We start from the raw sequence: 20,726 nt of genomic DNA, 5'->3' as shown, positions 1-20,726 counted from the left end.
AGAGGAAACGAAGGAGAAAGCGTTGCCCGGACGGGCCCGGCGCTGAGGCCCTCAGGCGGCCAGGCGCTGGCCCTGGGCGTCGAAGAAATGCTGGTCCTGCCCCTGCCAGTGCAGGCGCACCCCCTGGCCCGCCGCCGCCGGGGCCAGTTGCCCAGGCGCGCGCACGGTGATGAATTCGGACCCCACGGCGCAGCGCAGCACGACGTCGGCGCCCAGGTATTCCTGGCTGTGCACGGCGGCTTCCACGGCGCCGTCCGCCAGCGCCACGGCCTCGGGCCGCAGGCCCAGCCAGTGCGCCTGGGCGGGGCCCACGGCAATGCTCGTGCCGGCAATGCGGCCCTGCTCGAGCCGCACCAGGTTCATGGGCGGCGTGCCGATGAAGCGCGCGGCAAAGGTGGTGGCGGGTGCGGCGTAGACATGGCGCGGCGCGGCGCACTGCTCCACGCGGCCCTGGTTGAGCAGCACCACCTGGTCGGCCATGCTCATGGCCTCGGTCTGGTCGTGCGTCACGTAGACCACGGTGAGGCCCAGGCGCTGCTGCAGCTCGCGCAGCTCGGTACGCATCTCCTGGCGCAGCTGCGCGTCCAGGTTGGACAGGGGCTCGTCCATCAGGCACACACGGGCCTGCGCCACCAGGGCGCGGCCCAGCGCCACGCGCTGCTGCTGGCCGCCCGAGAGCTGCGCCGGCCGGCGCTCCAGAAGGGGCGTGAGGCCCAGCATCTCGGCCGCCTGCGCCACGCGCCGGTCGGCCTCGGCACGCGGCACCCTGCGCACCGACAGGCCGAAGCCGATGTTCTGCGCCACGCTCAGGTGCGGGAACAGCGCATAGTTCTGAAACACCATCGCGATGCCGCGCTGCGCGGGCGCAAGCCGCGTGACGTCCTGCCCGTCGATGCGTACGCTCCCCGCGGTGGCCGACTCCAGCCCCGCAATGATGCGCAGCGTGGTCGACTTGCCGCAACCCGAGGGACCCAGCAGGACGCAGAAGGAGCCAGGCTCAATGCGCAGGCTCATGGACTGCAATGCTGCGGTGCGCCCCCAGGACTTGGCAACCGCCTCAAGCTCTATCAGTGACATCGCGGCAGTCTAGAAACGGCGTGTGACGCGGCCGTGACGGCCACCCCCTGCGCCGCACCCGCCCGCACTCTGTCACATGACGGCCCTCGCCGCCTGTCACGCCAGGGCGCTGCCGCGCGTGCCTGCACGCGCGGCGCCCGCTCAGACGGGGTCGGTGTGGCTCGGCGCGCGGTTGAGCAGCTGGGCGCGCTGGTCCGCGCTCACCGACAGATAGCGCTCGTAGTTGCGCAGGATGTCGGCGATGACCTCCTCGCCGCGCAGGTACTGGATGTCGTATCCCTGGCGGCCGTCGGCGAAGAAGGTGATGGGCTCCACCACATGGCGCTGCTCCTTGTCCTGCGCCACCTCGGACAGGATGAAGCCGGGCAGCCTGCGGCTGATGGGCCGCACGCCGTAGACGAAGTCCCGCAGGCTCTCCGTGGGAATGACCAGCCGCACGCCGCCCGCGTCGGGGCCCTCGGTGCTGTCGATGGCGTCCTCCACGCGGGCATTGACGCCCTTGCGCTCCAGCTCCGCGGCGACCTCGCGCATGGCGGGCAGCACGGCATTGCGCAGGAAGCGCTTCACATCCTTGCCCGTGGGCTGGTGCACGATCTGCTCCAGCCGCTTGCGCCAGTGCTCGCCGCTCCAGAACGAGGTCGATGGCGCCAGGTCCGTGGTGGAGTGGACCCGGTCGGCGCGCAGGCCGCGCCACAGCCCCAGGCACAGCATGACCATGATGATGGCCACCGGCAGCGCCGCCATCAGCGTCAGCGCCTGCAGCGCCTTCAGGCCCCCGGCCACCAGCAGCACGGCCGCCGTCACCCCCAGCACCGCCACCCAGAAGAGCCGCTGCCACACGGGCGAATGCGGGTTGCCCCGCGTGGCGATGCAGTCCACCACGAAGGCGCCGGAGTCGGCCGAGGTCACGAAGAACACGGCGATGAGCACGATCGCCAGCCAGGACACGGCCTTGGCCCAGGGCAGGTACTCGAAGAACCGGAACAGCAGGGCGTCCACGTTGCCCACCGTCTGCGCCAGCGCGCCCTGGGCCACATGGGTGTCGATCCAGATGGCGCTGTTGCCGAAGGCCGTCATCCACAGCAGGTTGAAGGCCGTGGGCACCAGCAGCACGCCGACGATGAACTGGCGCACCGTGCGCCCGCGCGAGATGCGCGCGATGAACATGCCCACGAAGGGCGACCAGGAAATCCACCATGCCCAGTACAGGATCGTCCAGCCGCCGAACCAGCCCTCCTGGCCCGGCTGCTCATAGGCAAAGGTGCGCATCGACATCTGCACCAGCCCGGACAGGTAGTTGCCCACGTTCTCGCTGAGCGCGCGGAACACCAGGACGGTCGGGCCGCACAGGATCACGAAGAGCAGCAGCAGGAAGGACAGGGACAGGTTGAGCTCCGACAGCCGGCGCACGCCCTTGTCCAGCCCCGAGACGGCCGACAGGCCCGCCGCCACCACCACGACCGCGACCACGCCGATGCGAAAGCCCGCCGAGTCCGTGTTCCAGTGGGTGACCAGCCCCAGCCCCGCGGCCAACTGCAGCGCGCCATACCCCAGCGTGGTCGCGATGCCGGCGATCGTGCCGACCAGCGCGAACGCATCCACCGCATGGCCGATGGGGCCGTTGATGCGCTGCTGCAGCAGCGGGTACAGGCCCGAGCGCATGGTCAGCGGCAGGTTGTAGCGAAAGCCGAAATAGGCCAGCACCAGGCCCATGGTGCCGTACACGGCCCAGGCGTGAAAGCCCCAGTGGAAGAACGTGCTCTGCAGGGCCTCGCGCGCGGCCGCGGGCGTGCCGGCGGCGGCCGTGGGCGGCTTCAGGAAATGCTGCAGCGGCTCGCCCACGCCGAAGTACATCAACCCGATGCCCATGCCCGCGGCAAACAGCATCGCCGTCCAGGACAGGAAGTTGAAGTCGGGCTTGGCGTCGTCAGGCCCCAGGCGAATGTCGCCGAAGCGGCTGGAAGCCACCAGCACCAGGAACACCAGGAAGAAGCTCACCGCCGCGGTGTAGAACCAGTCGAAGCGCCCCACCACCCAGGCCTGCGCGCCCACGAACAGGGCGTCGGCCTGCTGCGGATAGACGGTGCAAAAGACGAGCAACGCGCCCAGCACCAGCAGCGAAGGCAGCACGACCGGTGCTGAAAACGTCATCCCCGGCGACGGGCCGGGGCCCGGCGCCGCCGGGGGCGTATGTGTTTGTGTATCTGTCATCGTGACTCCGCGAGTGTGTCCTTGTCTGCAGTGACAGACCGGCCCTGCGGCCCGCCACCCCCTGCGCCGGAGCGCTCCTGCAGCGCGGGCCGCCCCACCGGGGCCGCCCGCGCGCCATGCGGTCGATTATGAAGGCCGCATATGGCATGCCGCGCGAAGGCGCGGCGGCCCCGCTCAGGGCTGGACCACCTTCACCCGGGCATTGGGCGCCTCGCCGAACATCTCGGGGGCGTACAGCGCCTCCACGCGGCTGGGCGGCAACGCGAAGTCGCCGGCATTGTTCAGGCGCACCGTGTACTCCATCTTGACCGTGCCCTTGGGCAGGTACTCGTAGTAGCTGCGGAAGGACTCGAAGCTGCGCTCCTCGAACGCGGGCCAGCCCCGGCCCTCGCGCCTTTCGCCCTGGGTGGCGATCTCGGAGTCGCGCCCCAGGCCGCCGCCCAGGATGGTGCCGCCGGCCGGCACCGGGTCGGTGATGGCCACCCAGGTCATGTCGGCGGTGCTGGTCACCTCCAGCGTCACGCGCAGCACGTCGCCGCGCGTGTACTGGCCGGCGGGCAGGCCCTTGTTCGCCTGCTCGACGGGGGTGACGGTCTTCTTGATGCCGTAGCCGGCGCTGAACGGTTCCTTGAGCTGCACGGCGGCCACCGATTGCAGCGTGAGCCAGGGCTTGCCCGGCCCCTGGTGCGTGACGGACAGGCCGTCCTTGCCGCCACCGGCGGACCAGGGCAGGAACATGCCGTTGTTCCTCAGCATGCCGGGCGCGGCGGGCGCGCCGAACCAGGTGGTCTGGTGCGCCGCGCCGGTGGCATCGGCGGTTGTGATGCGCTCCACCTTGGCCCAGTCCACGCTGGCGCTGTGGCCGCCCATGGCCGCGCGGGTGGTGCCCGACACCGGCGTGGCCTCGAACCGCGCGCTGAACTTCTCCAGCGCCAGGCCGCCCCACAGGTTGGCCGTGGTGGTGTGCCAGGCACCGCCCTGCTGGCGGCCGATGAAGCCGCTGGCCAGGCGGCCCATGTCGGCCTGCCACTCGGGCTCGTCCATCACCGCCAGCAGCAGGCGGGCGGTGTTCACGTCGCCGTTGTGCATGAGCCACCACCAGTAGTCGTCCTTCTCGGTGGAGAACAGCAGCTTGGTGCCCTGGTAGCTCAGGCGTGCCTTCAGGATCTGCAGTGCCTCCTGCAGGCGCTGGCGGCGCTCGGGCACGCCCTCCATGCGCTTGAGGATGTTGATCCAGTCGATCACCGCATGCGTGGGCCACTGGTTGGGCGCCACGGTGATGCTGGCGAGCATGCGCGGCTGGGCCTTGCCGTAGCGCGACAGCGCCTCGATGGCGGCGAGCTTGCGCATGTCCAGATCCTTGCGCGGGCTCCAGAAGTCGCGCTGGATGCGGCCCTCGACGAAGGCGGCCAGGCCCCGCTCCATGGGCTCGCGCAGCTCGGGCGGCAGCGCGAACTCGGGGTGCAGGCTGGCGGCCTCGTGCGTGGCGGCCAGCAGATAGGCCGTGAGCGTGTCGCTGCCCCGGTGGGCGCTGCCGTCGCGCGGCGGGAAGTAGTGGGCCAGGCCATCCCCATCAAGGTAGGTAGGCAGCTGCGCCACCACGGTCTGCCACAGCTTGCCGTCGCGCAGGCCCACGGCCTTGCTGGTCTTTTGCTCCAGGCAGCTGAAGGGGTAGTTGGACCACCAGTCGCGCACGCCGGGCAGGCCCTCGGCCAGCCGGGGCTGCAACGCCAGCTTGAGGCCGCCGCGGCCGGCGATGGCGTCGGCAGGCGGCGCCACGTCCAGGCTGAGGCCGCCATCGACCTGCACCAGCGTGGCCTGCTGCACGGTGAGCGGAACGGCCGCAATCAGCCGCTGCGTGACCTTGAGCGCATCGCGCGCGCCCTGGGCGCCGCCCAAAAGGTCGCGCGCCTCGATCTCCCACATCAGCGCCTGCGCGCGTGTCTGCGCCAGCTGCGCGGGCGCGGTGACGTTCCACGACACCTCGCGCGCCTCGCCCGCGGGCAGGTCCACGGTCTGCTTGTCCAGCGCGAGCAGCGTGGCGCGCGGCGCCACCTCCACCTTCATGGCCTTCTGCGTGGTGTTGCGCAGCGTGAGCTGGGCGCGGAACTGGTCGTCCTCACGCACCAGCGGCGGCAGGCCGCTGATGATCTGCAGGTCCTGCGTGGCGCGGATAGCGGTCTGGCCGGTGCCGAACAGGCCCACGCCCGCATCGGCCACGGCGACGATCTGGAACGTGGTCAGCGCATCGTTGAGCGGCACCGTCACCTGGGCCTGGCCGTTCGCGTCCAGCTGGATGGCGGGCTGCCACAGCAGCAGCGTGTCCAGCAGCTCGCGCGTCTGCGCGCGGCCGCCGCCGCCGCCCGCGGGCACGGCCTTCTTGCCGTAGTGGCGCCGGCCAATGATCTCCATCTGCGCGGTGGAGGTCTGCACGCCCCAGGCGCGGCGCTGCAGCATGGCGCCCAGCAGGTCCCAGCTCTGGTTGGGCATCAGCTCCAGCAGCGCCTGGTCCACGGCAGCCAGCGCCACCTCGGCCCCGGCGGCGGGCTTGCCGTCGGGCAGCCGCGCTTGAATCGTGACCTGCGCCTTGCCGCGCACGGGGTAGCTCTCCCGGTCGGCCTTCACCTGCACGGCGATCTGGTGCGCCTGGTGGCCCACGCGCAGCTCGGCCAGGCCCAGGCGGTAGGCGGGCTTGGACAGATCGACCATGGCCGTGGGCGCCACGTATTCCCGGCCCTCGTACCAGAAGGCGCTCCACCACTCGCGCGGCGCCTTGAAGCCCCAGGTGAAGAAGCTGTACCACGGCACCTCGCGCAGGCGTCCGCGCAGGGCCAGCACGCTCACGTAGACGTTGGGGCCCCAGCCCTCCTCGATCTTGAGCTGCACCGTCGGGTCCTGGCCATTGAGCTGCACCACGCGCGTGTCGATCACGCCCTCGCGCTCCACGCTGACCAGCGCGGTGGCGTGGCGAAACGGCATGCGCACCTGCAGGCGCGCGGTCTCGCCGGCCTGGTAGCTCTTCTTTTCGGGCAGTACGTCGATGCGGTCATGGTCTTCGCCGCCAAACCACAGTTCGCCCTGGCGCGTGATCCAGACGGACGACGCGGCCTGCGCCTCGTTGCCGTCCTTGTCGCGGGCGGTGACGACCAGCTCCACCTCGCCGGGCTCGTCCAGCCTGGCGTCGCACAGCAGCAGGCCGCGGCTGTCGCTCTTGCCGGTACACACGGTGCCCAGGTCCTTGGTCTCGGTCTTGTTGTCGTAGCTGTAGAAGCCGCCCACCATGCGCTTGCGGCTGGTGGTGGTGATGCGCGCAATGGCCTGCACGGCCAGCGGCACGTCGGCCTGGGGCTTGCCGTCGAGCGACAGCGCCAGCGCCTGGAAGCGCACGCGGCTGCTGCTGGAGGCCCAGCCCTCGGTCTTCACGCCCGCCACCACGGCGGCCGGCCACAGCGTGTGCGCGCTGCGCAGGGTCTGCACCTCGCCGTTGGGGTCGGCGTAGGTGGCCTCCAGCACCATTTCCTGCGCCTGGCGCGACTGGGGCAGGTTGTCGATGGCGAGCCGGCCCGCGCCGTTCCTGTCCAGTGTCAGCGGCAGCTTGTCGGCGATCACGCGGGTGTCGCTGCTGGCGGCGGGCTCTTCCTCGTCGCTGGCGCCGCCCGGTGCGTCGCGCTTGCGCGGCGGCTGGAAGCTGAAGGCGTCGAAGTCGCCGAACTGCAGGTACTTGCCGCGCACCATGGCCGACACGCGCACCGGCAGCTGCGCCGCGCCCCCGCCCGCGACGTAGTTGACCTGCACGTCGGCGGGCACGCTGCGCGCGCGCACCAGCGGCTTCTTGTCCGCCGGGCCCACGCGCCCCTCGAACACGGGCAGGCGGAACTCCTCCACCCGGAAGCTGCCGGACTCGAACGAGCGCTCGCCGCCCGCGCCGCGCAGCTCCACCTGGTACATGCCCAGCTTGGCGGCCGGCGGCACGGCGAACGTGCTGGCCGCCGACAGGCCGCCCGTGGCCGTCTTGCGCCACGCCAGCGGCTGGGTGAACTGCTGGCCGCTGCCCACATGGGTGATGACCAGCTCGCCGGGGCGCGCGCCGGGCAGCGCAAAGCCGCGGCTGCTCTGGCCGCGCAGCACATGCTTCATGGACACGGTCTCGCCCGCGCGCAGCAGCGTGCGGTCGAAGATGGTGTGCGCCACCTCATCGGGCCGCGGTTCGCTGCTGGTGGGCACGTTGAAGCGCCAGGGCTCGATGCCGCGCTGCCAGTCGCTCCAGGCGAAGGCCAGCTCGCCCTGGGCGCGCGCGCTCACAAAGTAGGCGTTGCGCCACTCGCCCTCGCCGCTGCAGCTGGGCGGCTCGGGCGACAGCCCTTCGAGCGCGGCCACGCCATCGGCGCCGGTGACGGCGCTGGCCAGCTCCCGGCCGTCGCAGGACGACACGCGCACCTGCGCCCCGGCCACGGGCTGGCCCTTGTCCAGCGTGGTCACCCAGGCCACGGCGTTCTCGCGCCCCAGCTTGAAATGCACGCCCAGGTTGGTGACCAGGGCGCTGGTGCGCACGTACATGGTGCGCTGCGCGCCGTGGCGCGCGTCCAGCAGCGACTGGCCCAGCAGGGGCGAGGCGATCTCCACCACCGAGAAGCCCGCGGGCAGCGGAATGCCCACCACCTCGAAGGGGCGCGGGTCGTTGCTTGCAGGCTTGGGCAGGTCCAGCGTCTTCACGCCGCCCTGCCCGGCCAGCAGGGACAGCATGCGCGTCTGCACATGGTCGCCATCCGGCTCCAGCGCCTTCGGCAGCGGCCCCTTCACGTCGCGGCGCGCCTGGCTGCGGGCAATGGAATAGTTGTCGTAGCGCTCCACCTTGCGGAACCAGGCAATGATGTCCGCGTCGCTCGTGGGCTGCAGCGTGCTGACCTTGCCACCGCTCTTGGCATCGGCGCCGGGCTGCAGGCCCTGCACGGCCAGTTGCGCCTCCACGTTGCGCAGCGTGACGGGCAGCAGCGCCGGGCCGTCCGGCCCCTCGGCGAAGCGCTCCACCACGCCGAAGGGCGCGGCGGCGAACTTGGCCAGCGGCGGCATGGCGCCGGTGGCCACCTGCAGCGGAAAGACCTCCGCGTTGCGCAGGCCGCGCCCGGCAGCGTCCTTGAAGCCCGCGGGCAGCTCCAGCGTGAACTGGGCCTGCGCCGGGAACGGCCCGGGGAACGACACGCCGCCCACCAGCGCGTCGGCCTCGTCCGCGCCCTCGACCTGCGGGCTCAGCGTCTGCCCGCCGCCCTTCAGGCGTATGCCCTGCGCCAGCTTGCGCGGCACCGGCGCGTTGAAGTTCAGGCGCATGGGGCGGATCGGCAGGCAGGCGGACTGGGCGTTCTCGCGCTCGCAGCCGAACTCGGCCGCGAAGGCCTCGCGCACCTTGTAGGCATGGCGCTTTTCCACCGCATTGGCCACGCCGCTGGGCGTGGCCACGCCCTTGCCGAACACCAGCTGCATCTGGGTGCCGGCGGTGAGCCGGCGCCCGCAGGTCAGCGTGGCGTAGCGCAGCGGCTCCTTGGCCGCGGCCTTGTCCAGGCGCAGGGAGCGCAGCAGCTCGGTGCGCTGCGCTCCGTCGATCAGGCGCACGGGCACGCGCTCGCCCACGCCCTCGGCCGCGCACCACATGTGTTCCTGCACGCTGGCGGTGGTCGCGGCGCCGTTGAACTGCAGCACGAAGAACTGTTCTTCGTCGATCTCCTGCCAGGTGCCGGGCCGGATGTTCTGCACGAACGGGCCGCCGGTATGAAATTGATAGCTGCTTGCGCCCGTCAGTTGTGCGCCAGAGCCCGATTTGAAGTCTGATTTCACGCGGACCGTGCAACGCACGCCGGGCGGCAGGTCCTGGGCGAAGTCATAGACCCACTCGCGCTCGCCCGTCCAGCGCCCCGTGCCCTTGGCGGCATCGGCGTCGCTGCAGGCCACGGTGAACGGCGCGGGCGCCTTGGGGTCGCCAAACCGCACGGCCGCCGCGTCGAACTGGGCCACCACCTGGCGCACGCGCGCCACCTCCCCCTGCGGCGACAGGCTGGTCACGGACAGGGCCTGCGCCGCCCCTGCGGCCAGAAATGCCAGGGCGGCGAGCGCCCCGCGAAAGCGATGTGTTGTTGTCATGGGAAATGCTCAGAAATGCGAATCCGGCGCGGGAATGCCGCAGGCACCCGGCCCATGGCCACAGCGTAGCCCAACCGCCATGACGGGCGCTACCCTGCGCGGCCGCCCGTTGTCACGGGCACGCGCCACAGCGGGCGCGCTGGTGGCCGGCGGCGGCCCGCCGCGCTACTGCGGATGGAAGCCGCTGGCCTGGATGATGCGCGCCCAGGTGGCCGTGTAGGCCCGCTCGCGCGCGGCCAGTTGCGCGGGCGCCATGGCGTCCACGGTGAGGCCCATGGCGGTGAGCGGCTCGCGCACCTCGGGCAGGGCGACGACCTGGGCCAGCGCCTCGGAAAAGCGCTGGATGAAGGGCTGCGGCGTGCCCGCGGGCGCATAGAAGCCGTAGTACGGCGTGTCCTCGAAGCCCGACAGGCCCAACTCGGCGAACGTGGGCACGTCGGGCAGCGCGGCCTGGCGCCGGGCGCCCAGCACGGCCAGCACGCGCAGCTTGCCGGCGCGGTGGTGTTCGATGAAGTCCTGCACCGAGCCCACGCCGGCCGGAATCTGCTGGCCCAGCATGTCGCCGATCATGGGCGCGCTGCCGCGGTAGGGCACGGCCACCAGGTCGATGCGAAAGCGCTCGCCCAGCAGCTTGACCAGAAACTCCGGCGTGGAGGCCGGCGCCGGAATGCCCACGGCGCTCTTGCCCGCCTTGCTCCGCCGCACCCACCGCACGAACTCGCCGAAGCTGGCCGCCGGCGTGCCGGCCGGCACGGCCAGCGCATTGACGAAGGTGGCGAAGCCGCCCACGGCCACGAAGTCGCGCGCCGGGTCGAAGCCCGGGTTCTTCACCACCTGCGGCAGGATGGAGATGGTGTGGTCGTGCGTGAGGAACACCATGCTGCCGTCGGTCGGCGCGCTCTTGAGCACCTGCGCCGCGATCTGCCCGCCCGCGCCGGGGCGGTTGTCCACCACCACGGCCACGCCCAGCCGGTCCTTGAGCTTGTCGGCCAGCAGCCGCGCGATCGCGTCCGAGCCGCCCCCCGGCGGAAAGCCCACCAGCACCCGCAGGGTCCGGGCGCCGTCGGCCCAGGCGGGCAGCGACGACAGGGCGCCGGCGGCCAGGGAGCTGGCCAGCCATTGGCGGCGGGAAAGGGTCATGGCAGGTCTCCGGTGGAGCGGGGATACAAATTCAATAGCAGCCAGCGCTTGCCAATCAAGGATTCAGGCATCTAAAGCACCTGAAACCCTTACCAGCAAAGCGCAAGCCGCTACGCTATTGGAAGCAGCCGTTCAGGCCGCCAGCCGTGCGCGGTGGCGCGCCAGCTGCGCGCGCACCTGCACGGGCGCCGTGCCGCCCAGCGTGTTGCGGGCGTTGAGCGAGCCCTCCAGGCTCAGGGCGTCGAACACGTCCTTCTCGATGGCAGGGTGGAAGCCCTGCAGCACGGCCAGCGGCAGGTCCGACAGGTCCACGTTGTGCGACACGGCGGCCTTCACGGCGTGGGCCACGGTCTCGTGCGCGTCGCGGAAGGGCAGGCCCTTCTTGACCAGGTAGTCCGCCAGGTCGGTGGCCGTGGCGTAGCCCTTGAGGGCCGCCGCGCGCATGGCCTCGGCGTTGACGGTGATGCCGCCCTCCTTCGCGCCGGTGGCCGGGTTGACCTGGCCGCCGATCATCTCGGCGAAGATGCGCAGCGTGTCCTTGAGCGTGTCCACGGTGTCGAACAGCGGCTCCTTGTCCTCCTGGTTGTCCTTGTTGTAGGCCAGGGGCTGGCCCTTCATCAGGGTGATCAGGCCCATCAGGTGGCCGACCACGCGGCCGGTCTTGCCGCGCGCGAGTTCCGGCACGTCGGGGTTCTTCTTCTGCGGCATGATCGACGAGCCGGTGGTGAAGCGGTCGGCGATCTTGATGAAGCCGAAGTTCTGGCTCATCCAGATGATGAGTTCCTCGCTCAGGCGGCTCACGTGCACCATGCACAGGCTGGCGGCCGAGGTGAATTCGATGGCGAAGTCGCGGTCGCTGACGCCGTCCAGGCTGTTTTGGCACACGCCGTCCATGGCCAGCGTCTTGGCCACGCGCTCGCGGTCCAGCGGGTAGGTGGTGCCGGCCAGCGCGGCGCTGCCCAGCGGCAGCACGTTCACGCGCTTGCGCGTGTCGCGCATGCGCTCGGCGTCGCGCGCGAACATCTCCACATAGGCCAGCAGGTGGTGCGCAAAGCTCACCGGCTGGGCCACCTGCAGGTGGGTGAAGCCGGGCAGAATCACCTCCACGTTGTGCTCGGCCACCTCGACCAGCGACTGCTGCAGCTCCTTGAGCAGCCCTTCGATCAGGTCGATCTCGCCGCGCAGCCACAGGCGCACGTCGGTGGCCACCTGGTCGTTGCGGCTGCGGCCGGTGTGCAGGCGCTTGCCGGCGTCGCCCACCAGCTGGGTCAGGCGCGCCTCGATGTTCAGGTGCACGTCCTCCAGGTCCAGCTTCCACTCGAAGGCGCCGGACTTGATCTCGGCGGTGATCTGGGCCATGCCTTTCTGGATGTCGGCATGGTCCTGCGCGCTGATGATGCCCTGCGCGGCCAGCATCTCGGCGTGGGCCAGGCTGCCGGCGATGTCGGCCTGCCACAGGCGCTTGTCGAAGAACACGCTCGACGTGTAGCGCTTGACCAGATCGCTCATGGGCTCGGAAAACAGCGCCGACCAGGCCTGGGCCTTGGTGGCGAGCTGGTCGTGGGAAGGTTGCGATGCGGGTGTGGTGGACATGGGGGCAATAATCCGATGGTTCCGGCACCCGGAACGTCCGGATGCCGCGATGCAAGAGACGCAAATTTTATCGACCCGCCCCCCGCCCCTGAACGAACCCGCGCAGCGCGGTGCGGTGTTGGGCCGCGCGCTGGTGTTCGACGCCTGCCAGGTGGGCGTGATTTTGCGCGCCGTGCTCTTCGTGGAGGCCGTGGTGGGCGTGGGTGCCATGTTCGGCGCCACCACGCTGGCCGATTGGCTGGCGCGCCTGGCCCTGCTCACGGGCGGCGCCCTGCCCGCCACGCTGGCCTGGCTGATCACGGCCTGCAGCCTGAAGAAGGCTCTGCAGCGCCTGCGCGAGCCGCTGCAGTACGCGGCCGGCGTGCTGCTGGGCGCGCTGGCCGGGCTGTATGCCTGCGCCATGCTGGCCCTGGCCGGCCCCGCTGCGGACGGCCCGCCCTGGCTGGCCAGCGCCGCCAGCGGGGCGCTGCTGTCGGCGCTGCTGGTGGCCGCGCTGGTGCTGCGCGCGCGCGCGCGCATGCCAGCCGCCACCACGGCGCGGCTGACCGAGCTGCAGGCGCGCATCCGCCCGCACTTCCTGTTCAACACGCTCAACAGCGCCATCGCCCTGGTGCGCGACGAGCCCGCCAAGGCCGAGGCCCTGCTGGAAGACCTGAGCGACCTGTTCCGCCATGCGCTGGTGGAACAGGGCGAGTCGGCCACGCTGGAGGAGGAGGTGCTGCTGGCGCGCCGCTACCTGGACATCGAGCAGGTGCGCTTCGGCGAGCGCATGCGCGTGCAATGGCTGCTGGACCCGCGCGCGGGCACCGCGCGCCTGCCGCCGCTGCTACTGCAACCCCTGGTGGAAAACGCCGTCAAGCACGGCGTGGAGCCCACCACGCGCGGACTGGCCAAGCTGCGCATCAGCACCGACAGGCGCGGCAGCCGCGTGGTGCTGACCATCACCAACACCCTGCCCTCCGACGGCCAGGGCGCCGGCGAGCGCACGCGCGGCCACGGCATCGCCCAGGCCAACGTGCGCGACCGCCTGCGCCTGCTGCACGACGTGGACTGCGACTTCAGCGCCGGCGTGCACAATGGCCTGTACCGGGTCCGCATCTCCCTACCCGCACACTGACGACCATGCACATTCTCATCGTGGACGACGAAGCCCTGGCCCGCAGCCGCCTGCGCACGCTGCTGGGCGACTGCGATGGCCGCCACACCGTGTCCGAGGCGGCCCACGCCGCCGACGCCATGGCCCAGCTGAGCGCCAGCGCCGGCCGCGCCGTGGACCTGGCGCTGCTTGACATCCACATGCCCGGCCAGGACGGCCTGGCGCTGGCGCACCACATGCAGCGCCTGCCGCACCCGCCGGCCATCGTGTTCGTCACCGCCCATGCGGAGCATGCGCTGAGCGCCTTCGAGCTCGACGCCGTGGACTACCTCACCAAGCCCGTGCGCCTGCAGCGCCTGCAGCAGGCGCTGGCCAAGGTCCGGCGCACCTGCGGCCAGCCCGCCGCGGCGCGCTCGCCCCTGCCGCCGCCCGCCAGCGAGGCCCTGCTGATCCAGGACCGCGGGCGCACCGAGCGCGTGCCGCTGGACGACGTGCTCTACCTGCGCGCCGAGCAGAAGTACCTGACGATGCGCACCGTCACGCGCAGCTTCGTGATGGATGGCTCCCTGTCGGAGCTGGAAGCGCGCCACGCCGCGCATTTCCTGCGCGTGCACCGCAGCACGCTGGTGGCCCGCCGCGCCATGCAGGCGCTGGAGCGCTACTACGACGCCGAGGAGGGCGAAGGCTGGGCCGTGCGCCTGCACGGGCTGACCGAGCCCCTGCCCGTCTCCCGCCGCCAGGTGGCCGCGGTGCGCGAGGCCCTGGCGGCCGGTTGAGGCGCTGCAGCGGGCAACCCCAGGCAGGCTACCGGGCGGGCCGGGCCAGCAGCCAGTAGGGCCGGTCGGTGATGGGCTCGTGCAGCGGGTATTCCTGCACGAAGCCGGCACGCCGGTAAAAGGGCAGGCTCAAGGGGTTGAAGGTTTCCAGGTAGCACGCCACGCGGCGCGCATCCGCCCGCTCCAAGGTCAGGCCGAGCAGGCCGGCCGCCAGCCCCCGGCCCCGCACGGCCGGCTGCACGCCCAGGATGGACAGGTACCAGGCCTCCTGCAGATGCGCGGGCACCTGGGCGGACATGGCGGCGCTGATCCGGCAATAGCTGTCGTACCCGCCGGGCCCCAGCAGTTCGCGCAGGGCGGCATGCCGCCGGTCCCGGTGCTGGGCGGTCTGCGCGGGGCCGGCCTCGTCCGTGATCCATATCGCACAGCCCTGCGCGCCGGCGTACTGCACCTCGCCGCAGGCCTGCGCCTCGGCGATGGCCAGGGCGAAGTACCGCGACAGCAGGGCCAGCCGCGCCGCTGCATGCGCGGACGCGGCGGTGATGGCCCGGTAGAAGGGATCGTCCGCCAGCGACTGCGCCAGCGCATGGCAGGCCGCCGGCACGGGCGGCTCAGGGGGGGTGGGCGCGGGGTGGGCCTTCATGGCGTATCAATGCGCGTGCGCCAGCCCGCTCACGAAGGTCACCACCGCGATGCCGGCCAGCAGCCAGGCGATCTGCGCCAGCGTCTGCGCCGCCGGCAGGCGCTTTTGCAGCTGGGGGATCAGGTCCGCCAGCGCCACATAGACGAAGCTGCTGGAGGCGACCGCCAGGAAGTACGGCAGCGCACCGTCCCACAGCCCCACCAGGTAGTAGCCCACCACGCCTCCCAGCGCGGTCACGGCCCCGGCCAGCGAGACCTTGAGCAGGGCCGCGTTGCGGTGCCGGCTGCTGTGGCGCAGCACCACCAGGTCGCCGATGTGGTGCGGCACCTCGTGCGCCAGCACCGACAGCGCCGCCACCATGCCCAGGCGCATGTCGGCGACGAAGGCCGAGGCGATGAGCACCCCGTCGCCAAAGCAGTGCACGCTGTCGCCGGTGAGCAGCGACCAGCCGCCATGCCCATGGTGTCCGTGGCCGTGGTGATGGCCGTGACCGGGGTGGTCATGGTCATGGTCGTGGTCATGGCCGTGATCGTGGTGCGCATGACCGTGGATCTGCCGCTCGGCCGGGCGGTGCTCATGGCCGTGGTGCCACAGCTCGGCCTTGTCCAGCAGGAAGAAGAACACCAGCCCCAGCAGCAGCGTGGCGAAGAGGTCGTGCGCGCTGGCCTGGCTCTCAAAGGCCTCGGGCAGCAGGTGCATGAAGGCCGTGGCCAGCAGCGCGCCGGCGGCCAGGCTCAGCAGGTGCTGCGGCCCCACATGCCGGTGGCGCCCCATGCCCACGCGCAGCAGCGCCGCCGCGACCCACACACTGCCGATGCCTGCGGCCAGGGTGGCCAGAATGATTGCTACCAATGTCATAGCTACTCGCGCTTATCTGTACTGGCCTAATGGCCAATTTCTCTTGAAAATAGATCCGCCTTCGCACCATCAAAAAAAGCCCCGAAGGGCTTGACAGTCTCTGCTGCGGGGGCGGCGCAGTCCTCTTTGCGGAGGGCTCTTTTGATCTTAGCAACCATGTCAAGAGGAGGCGCGCATCTTTTTTTGCGCCATCGGGCGATGGCCCGCACCGCCCCGCCCTTGCCGCGGTCAGTGCGCCTTGTCCCAGTTGGGCCCCACGCCCACCTCGGCCAGCAGCGGCACCTGGAGCTCGGCCACGCCCGCCATCAGGTGCGGGATCTCGCGGCGCAGCCAGTCCACCTCGCCCTCGGGCAGCTCGAACACCAGTTCGTCGTGCACCTGCATGATCATGAGTACCTCGGGCTTGTCGGCATCCAGCACCGCCTGCACCGCCACCATGGCCTTCTTGATGAGGTCGGCCGCCGTGCCCTGCATGGGCGCGTTGATGGCGGCGCGTTCGGCCGCGGCGCGGCGCGGGCCGTTGGGGGAGTTGATCTCGGGCAGGTACAGGCGCCGGCCGAACACGGTCTCCACGTAGCCGCGGGCCTTGGCCTGGGCCTTGGTCTCTTCCATGTACTGCTTCACGCCGGGGTAGCGCTGGAAGTAGCGGTCAATGTAAGCAGCAGCCGCCTTGGTCTCGATGCCGAGGTTCTTCGCCAGGCCGAAGCTGCTCATGCCGTAGATCAGGCCGAAGTTGATGACCTTGGCGTAGCGGCGCTGCTCGCTGCTCACCTGGTCCAGCGCCACGCCGAACACCTCGGCCGCCGTGGCGCGGTGCACGTCCAGGCCCTCGCGGAAGGCGCGCAAGAGCGCCGCGTCGCCGCTGATGTGGGCCATGATGCGCAGCTCGATCTGGCTGTAGTCGCTGCTGGCGATCACGCGGCCCGGCGGAGCCACGAAGGCCTCGCGCACGCGCCGGCCCTCGGGCGTGCGGATGGGGATGTTCTGCAGGTTCGGGTCGTTGCTCGACAGCCGCCCCGTCACCGCCACGGCCTGGGCGTAGTGCGTGTGCACGCGGCCGGTGCGCGGGTCGGCCAGTGCGCTGAGCTTGTCGGTGTAGGTGCCCTTGAGCTTGGACAGGCTGCGGTGTTCCAGCAGCTTGGCGGGCAGGGGGTAGTCCTCGGCCAGCTTCTCCAGCACCTCCTCGTCGGTGCTGCGCGCGCCGGTGGCGGTCTTCTTGACCACGGGCATTCCCAGCTTGTCGAAGAAGATCTCGCCCAACTGCTTCGGGCTGCCGAGGTTGAACGGCTGGCCCGCGATCTCGTAGGCCTCCTGCTCCAGCTGCAGGATGCGCTGGCCCAGCGCATGGCTCTGGCTGGCCAGCTGCTGGGCGTCGATGAGCACGCCGTTGCGCTCGATGCGAAACAGCGTCTCGCTGCAGGCCATCTCCAGTGCATAGATGCCGCGCAGCTTGTCGTCGGCCTCCAGCTGCGGCCACAGCACGCGGTGTACGTCCAGCGTCTGGTCGGAGTCCTCGCACGAATAGGCCGCGGCCTTGTCCACCGGCACCTGCGAGAAGGGAATCTGCTTGGCGCCCTTGCCGCACAGGTCTTCGTAGCTGATGCCGGTGCGGCCCGCGTGGCGCTCGGCCAGGCTGGTCAGGCCGTGGGGCTTGTGCACTTCGAGCACGTAGCTTTGCAGCATGGTGTCGTGCGCGTAGCCGCGCACCTCGATGCCATGGTTGGCGAACACATGGCGGTCGTACTTGACATGCTGTCCCAGCTTCGGGTGCGCGGCGTCTGCCAGCCAGGGGCGCAGGCGCTCCAGCACCTCGGCCAGCGGCAGCTGCGGCGGCGCGTCGGGGCCGTCGTGCGCCAGCGGAATGTAGGCGGCCGCGCCGGGCTCCACGCTGAAGGAGATGCCGACGATTTCGGCGCGCAGCTCGTCCAGCGAGGTGGTCTCGGTATCGAGCGCCACCAGCGGCGCGGCGCGCAGCCGGGCCAGCCAGCCGTCGAGCTGCTCCCAGGTGAGGATGGTGTCGTAGGCCACGTCGCGGTGCTGCGCCTGCGTGGCGACGATGCTGGCGTCGGGCATGTCAAACAGGTCGCCGCTGCCGGCCGCGGCGCCCGGCTGCGGCGCCACTTCCAGCGCGCGGGCCAGGCCCTTGAAGCCGTACTTTTGATAAAAATCGCGCAGAGCGCCCGTCTGCTCTGCGCCAAAAGCTATTGAATCAATAGCAGGCAGGCCCGCCACATGCTCGCTCAGGTCGCAGTCGGTCTTGATGGTGACCAGCGTACGGCCCGTGGGCAGCCAGTCCAGCGCGCCGCGCAGGTTCTCGCCGGCCACGCCCTTGATGGCGCCGGCATGGGCGATCAGGTTGTCGAGCGAGCCGTATTCCGTCAGCCACTTGGCGGCCGTCTTCGGGCCCACCTTGGGAACGCCCGGCACGTTGTCCACGGTGTCGCCCACCAGGGTCTGGTAGTCCACCATGAGCGCGGGCGGCACGCCGAACTCGGCCGTCACGCCGGCCACGTCGCGCTTCTTGCCGTTCATGGTGTCGATGATGGTGATGTGCTCGTTCACCAGCTGGCTCAGGTCCTTGTCGCCGCTGGAGATGACCACCCGTATGCCCTGGCCCGCCGCCACCGTGGCCAGCGTGCCGATCACATCGTCGGCCTCCACGCCGCCGATGCACAGCACCGGCCAGCCCAGCAGGCGCACCACCTCGTGGATGGGCTCGATCTGCGCACGCAGGTCGTCGGGCATGGGGGCGCGGTGGGCCTTGTAGTCGGGGTACAGCGCGTCGCGGAAGGTGGGGCCGCTGGCGTCGAACACGCAGGCCGCGTAGTCGGCGTGCACCTCTTTCTTGAGCGCCTGCAGCATGTTGATCATGCCGCGTATCGCGCCCGTGGCCGCGCTCTGGGGATCGCCCGGCACGGCGCGCAGGTCGGGCATGGCATGGAAGGCGCGGTAGAGATAGCTGGAACCATCCACCAGCACCAGTGTTTTGGAGTCGCTCATGGGGGGATTGTGCACACAAGCGCCCGCCGCAAAGCGGCACAATCGGCCCTCTTTCCTGGAAAAATGTCCCCATGAAACACGTCGTTGCCTTGCTCCTGTGCGCCGCCTCCACGCTGGCGGTTGCGGACACCGAGTTCCGGAACGTGCCGCCCACGCTGCAAAAGGCGCTGCACGGCAGCGCGATCAAGACGGCGCAGCTCGATGGCGGCGTGCTGCGGGCGCAGATGGACAAGCCCGAGGTCACCGAGCTGGTGTATTCCACCTTCGTCTTCCACAACATCTGCGCGCAGCAGTGGCGCCACCCGCAACAGTTCGCCGCCTATGGGCTCACGCGGGTGGAGCTGCTCAATGCCGGTGCCACGCAGGGCTTCGCGTTCGACGCGCGCGGCGACGTGTGCGCCGACATGGGCCAGATGGGCAAGAACTTCCGCAGCTTCATCGCGCAGCGCACCGTGGCCTGCGCGGCAGGCACCTGCCCCGCGCGTCCCTGACGCGACACGGCCCCCGGGCATGCCCCATGGCATGCCGCGCGGGCGGGCGGTCCAATCGCGCGATGCCTGTGAAACCAGCCAAGAAGATCGCCCTGGGCGCGCTGGCCGCGCTGGCCCTGGCCGCCACGGCCGGCTGGTACCGCCTGGATGCGGAAACCCGCGGCCTGCTGCAGACCCTGCCCACCAACCGCGACCTGCTGTTCTGGAGCCAGCCGCAGCGCGACGCGGCCTTCCGCGCCATGGACCGGCTGCCCTTTCTGGTGCGCTGGCATGTCGTGCAGCCCGGGGCCAGCCCCCGGCCGCTGCCGCCCGGCCCGCCGCTGGCGCTGGCACTGGACATCGACGCCTACATGGCCGGCCAGCGCAGCGCCGCCCTGCTGGTGCTGCAGGGCGGGCGGCTGCGACTGGAACGCTACGGCCTGGGCTTCGAGGACGGCGGGCGCTGGACCAGCTTTTCGGTGGCCAAGTCCCTCACCTCCACGCTGGTGGGCGCGGCGCTGCAGGACGGCCACATCCGCAGCCTGGACGACAAGGTGAGCGACTACCTCCCCGACATGAAGGGCTCGGCCTACGACGCGGTCAGCATCCGCCAGCTGCTGACCATGACCTCCGGCGTGCGCTGGAACGAAGACTACGCCGACCCGCAGTCCGACGTGGCCCGGTTCAACAACCACCGGCCCGAGCCCGGCGTGGACGCCCTGGTGAGCTACCTGCGCCAGCTGCCGCGCGCGGCGCCCGCGGGCACGCGCTGGAACTACAGCACGGGCGAGACCAATCTGGTGGGCGTGCTGCTCGCCCAGGCCACCGGCAAGCCCCTGGCCCAGTACCTGCAAGAGAAGATCTGGCAACCCGCCGGCATGGAGCGGCAGGCCACCTGGCTGCTCAGCAAGACCGGGCGCGAGATCAGCGGCTGCTGCATCCAGGCCTCGCCGCGGGACTTCGCGCGCTTCGGGCAGTTCATCCTGGAGGGCGCGCAGGTCCGGGGCCGCAGCATCGTGCCCGGCGGCTGGCTGGCGGATGCCACCACCGCGCGCACCGGCATCGGCCAGCCGGGGCGCGGCTACGGCTACCAGTGGTGGACCTACGACGACGGCAGCTTCACCGCGCGCGGCATCTTCGGCCAGGGCCTGTTCATCGACCCGGCGCGCCAGCTGGTCATCGTCTCCAGCGCCAACTGGGCCGGCGGCGCCCGCGACCCCGTGGCCGGCCCGGCGCGCGAGGCGTTCTACCGCGCCGTACAGCAGGCCGTGGACGACGAAGCCGCCGCCCGGCGCTGAAGCCTACAATCGCGCCCATGCGCGCCGTTCATTCCCTGCTGCTGCTGGCCCTGGCCAGCGCCCCCGCCTGGGCTCAAAATACGAGCCAAAATGCCACTCAGCCCAGTACCGATGGGCGTGAGAAGCTATTGAAACAAGAGCAAAATGCCGACGGCCGCCGCAACCAGCGCGTGGAGCGCATCGTGGTCGAGGACGCCGGCAGCCGCGTGGATGAGTTGCGCGTGGGCGGGCAGACGCAGAGCATCACGGTGCAGCCCAAGACCGGCACGCCCCTGCCCTCGTACGAAGTGCAGTCCAACGACGGCGCGCGCGCACGGCCCGGCAACTTCAACGAGTCCGACACCGTCACCGCGCCGCGCGTGTGGAACCTGCGCAAGTTCTGAGCCCCCCGGTGCGCCGGCCGGCGCCCTACCCCCCTCTGCGCGATGCGCC

The 20,726-nt window shown here is 70.9% G+C and carries 13 protein-coding genes; 5 read left to right on the top strand and 8 right to left on the bottom strand.

Annotation, left to right across the window (positions count from 1 at the left end):
• Positions 1-51: 51 nt before the first annotated feature.
• The 5 genes from BP68_RS11430 to argH all read right to left on the bottom strand — a co-directional run bounded on the left by BP68_RS11430 (position 52) and on the right by argH (position 12,153).
• Positions 52-1,077, bottom strand: a complete 1,026-nt coding sequence (locus tag BP68_RS11430; protein WP_496371785.1) for an ABC transporter ATP-binding protein — start codon at positions 1,075-1,077, stop codon at positions 52-54.
• 141 nt (positions 1,078-1,218) lie between these two features.
• Positions 1,219-3,288, bottom strand: a complete 2,070-nt coding sequence (locus tag BP68_RS11425; RefSeq protein WP_496371783.1) for a BCCT family transporter — start codon at positions 3,286-3,288, stop codon at positions 1,219-1,221.
• A 174-nt stretch (positions 3,289-3,462) separates the two neighbouring features.
• Positions 3,463-9,420, bottom strand: a complete 5,958-nt coding sequence (locus tag BP68_RS11420) for an alpha-2-macroglobulin family protein (protein WP_496371781.1) — start codon at positions 9,418-9,420, stop codon at positions 3,463-3,465.
• Positions 9,421-9,585: 165 nt separating this feature from the next.
• Positions 9,586-10,560 carry a Bug family tripartite tricarboxylate transporter substrate binding protein gene (locus BP68_RS11415; RefSeq protein ID WP_496371779.1) on the bottom strand — a complete coding sequence of 325 codons (975 nt, stop codon included), beginning with the start codon at positions 10,558-10,560 and terminating at the stop codon, positions 9,586-9,588.
• A gap of 132 nt (positions 10,561-10,692) precedes the next feature.
• Complete coding sequence (gene argH / locus BP68_RS11410) at positions 10,693-12,153, bottom strand: argininosuccinate lyase (protein WP_496371777.1); 1,461 nt, start codon at positions 12,151-12,153, stop codon at positions 10,693-10,695.
• A 49-nt stretch (positions 12,154-12,202) separates the two neighbouring features.
• Here argH and BP68_RS11405 point away from each other — a divergent pair, with 49 nt between their 5' ends.
• On the top strand, positions 12,203-13,270 hold the full coding sequence (locus BP68_RS11405) for a sensor histidine kinase (protein ID WP_496371775.1): 1,068 nt from the start codon (positions 12,203-12,205) through the stop codon (positions 13,268-13,270).
• Positions 13,271-13,275: 5 nt separating this feature from the next.
• Positions 13,276-14,025: a LytR/AlgR family response regulator transcription factor gene (locus BP68_RS11400; RefSeq protein WP_496371773.1), complete on the top strand. Its 750-nt coding sequence runs from the start codon at positions 13,276-13,278 to the stop codon at positions 14,023-14,025.
• Positions 14,026-14,053: 28 nt separating this feature from the next.
• Here BP68_RS11400 and BP68_RS11395 read toward each other — a convergent pair whose 3' ends face one another.
• The 3 genes from BP68_RS11395 to polA all read right to left on the bottom strand — a co-directional run bounded on the left by BP68_RS11395 (position 14,054) and on the right by polA (position 18,526).
• A complete protein-coding gene (locus tag BP68_RS11395) occupies positions 14,054-14,668 on the bottom strand; it encodes a GNAT family N-acetyltransferase (RefSeq protein ID WP_496371771.1) in 615 nt (204 codons plus the stop codon).
• Positions 14,669-14,674: 6 nt separating this feature from the next.
• The gene (locus BP68_RS11390; protein ID WP_496371769.1) at positions 14,675-15,526 is read right to left on the bottom strand and encodes a ZIP family metal transporter; all 852 of its coding nucleotides are present in this window, start codon (positions 15,524-15,526) and stop codon (positions 14,675-14,677) included.
• A gap of 228 nt (positions 15,527-15,754) precedes the next feature.
• Positions 15,755-18,526 (bottom strand): DNA polymerase I, encoded by a 2,772-nt coding sequence (polA, locus tag BP68_RS11385; RefSeq protein ID WP_496371767.1) that lies wholly within the window; start codon positions 18,524-18,526, stop codon positions 15,755-15,757.
• Between the two features lie 71 nt (positions 18,527-18,597).
• Between polA and BP68_RS11380 the strand changes: the two genes are divergently transcribed.
• The 3 genes from BP68_RS11380 to BP68_RS11370 all read left to right on the top strand — a co-directional run bounded on the left by BP68_RS11380 (position 18,598) and on the right by BP68_RS11370 (position 20,677).
• The gene (locus BP68_RS11380) at positions 18,598-19,017 is read left to right on the top strand and encodes a hypothetical protein (RefSeq protein ID WP_496371765.1); all 420 of its coding nucleotides are present in this window, start codon (positions 18,598-18,600) and stop codon (positions 19,015-19,017) included.
• A gap of 62 nt (positions 19,018-19,079) precedes the next feature.
• Positions 19,080-20,294 (top strand): serine hydrolase domain-containing protein, encoded by a 1,215-nt coding sequence (locus BP68_RS11375; protein ID WP_496371763.1) that lies wholly within the window; start codon positions 19,080-19,082, stop codon positions 20,292-20,294.
• 17 nt (positions 20,295-20,311) lie between these two features.
• Positions 20,312-20,677, top strand: a complete 366-nt coding sequence (locus BP68_RS11370) for a hypothetical protein (RefSeq protein WP_496371761.1) — start codon at positions 20,312-20,314, stop codon at positions 20,675-20,677.
• Positions 20,678-20,726 lie beyond the last annotated feature (49 nt).

The organism is Diaphorobacter oryzae DSM 22780, from assembly GCF_059568935.1.
The sequence above is the reverse complement of the archived record's forward strand: the minus strand, read 5'-3'. Positions and strand labels throughout refer to the sequence as shown.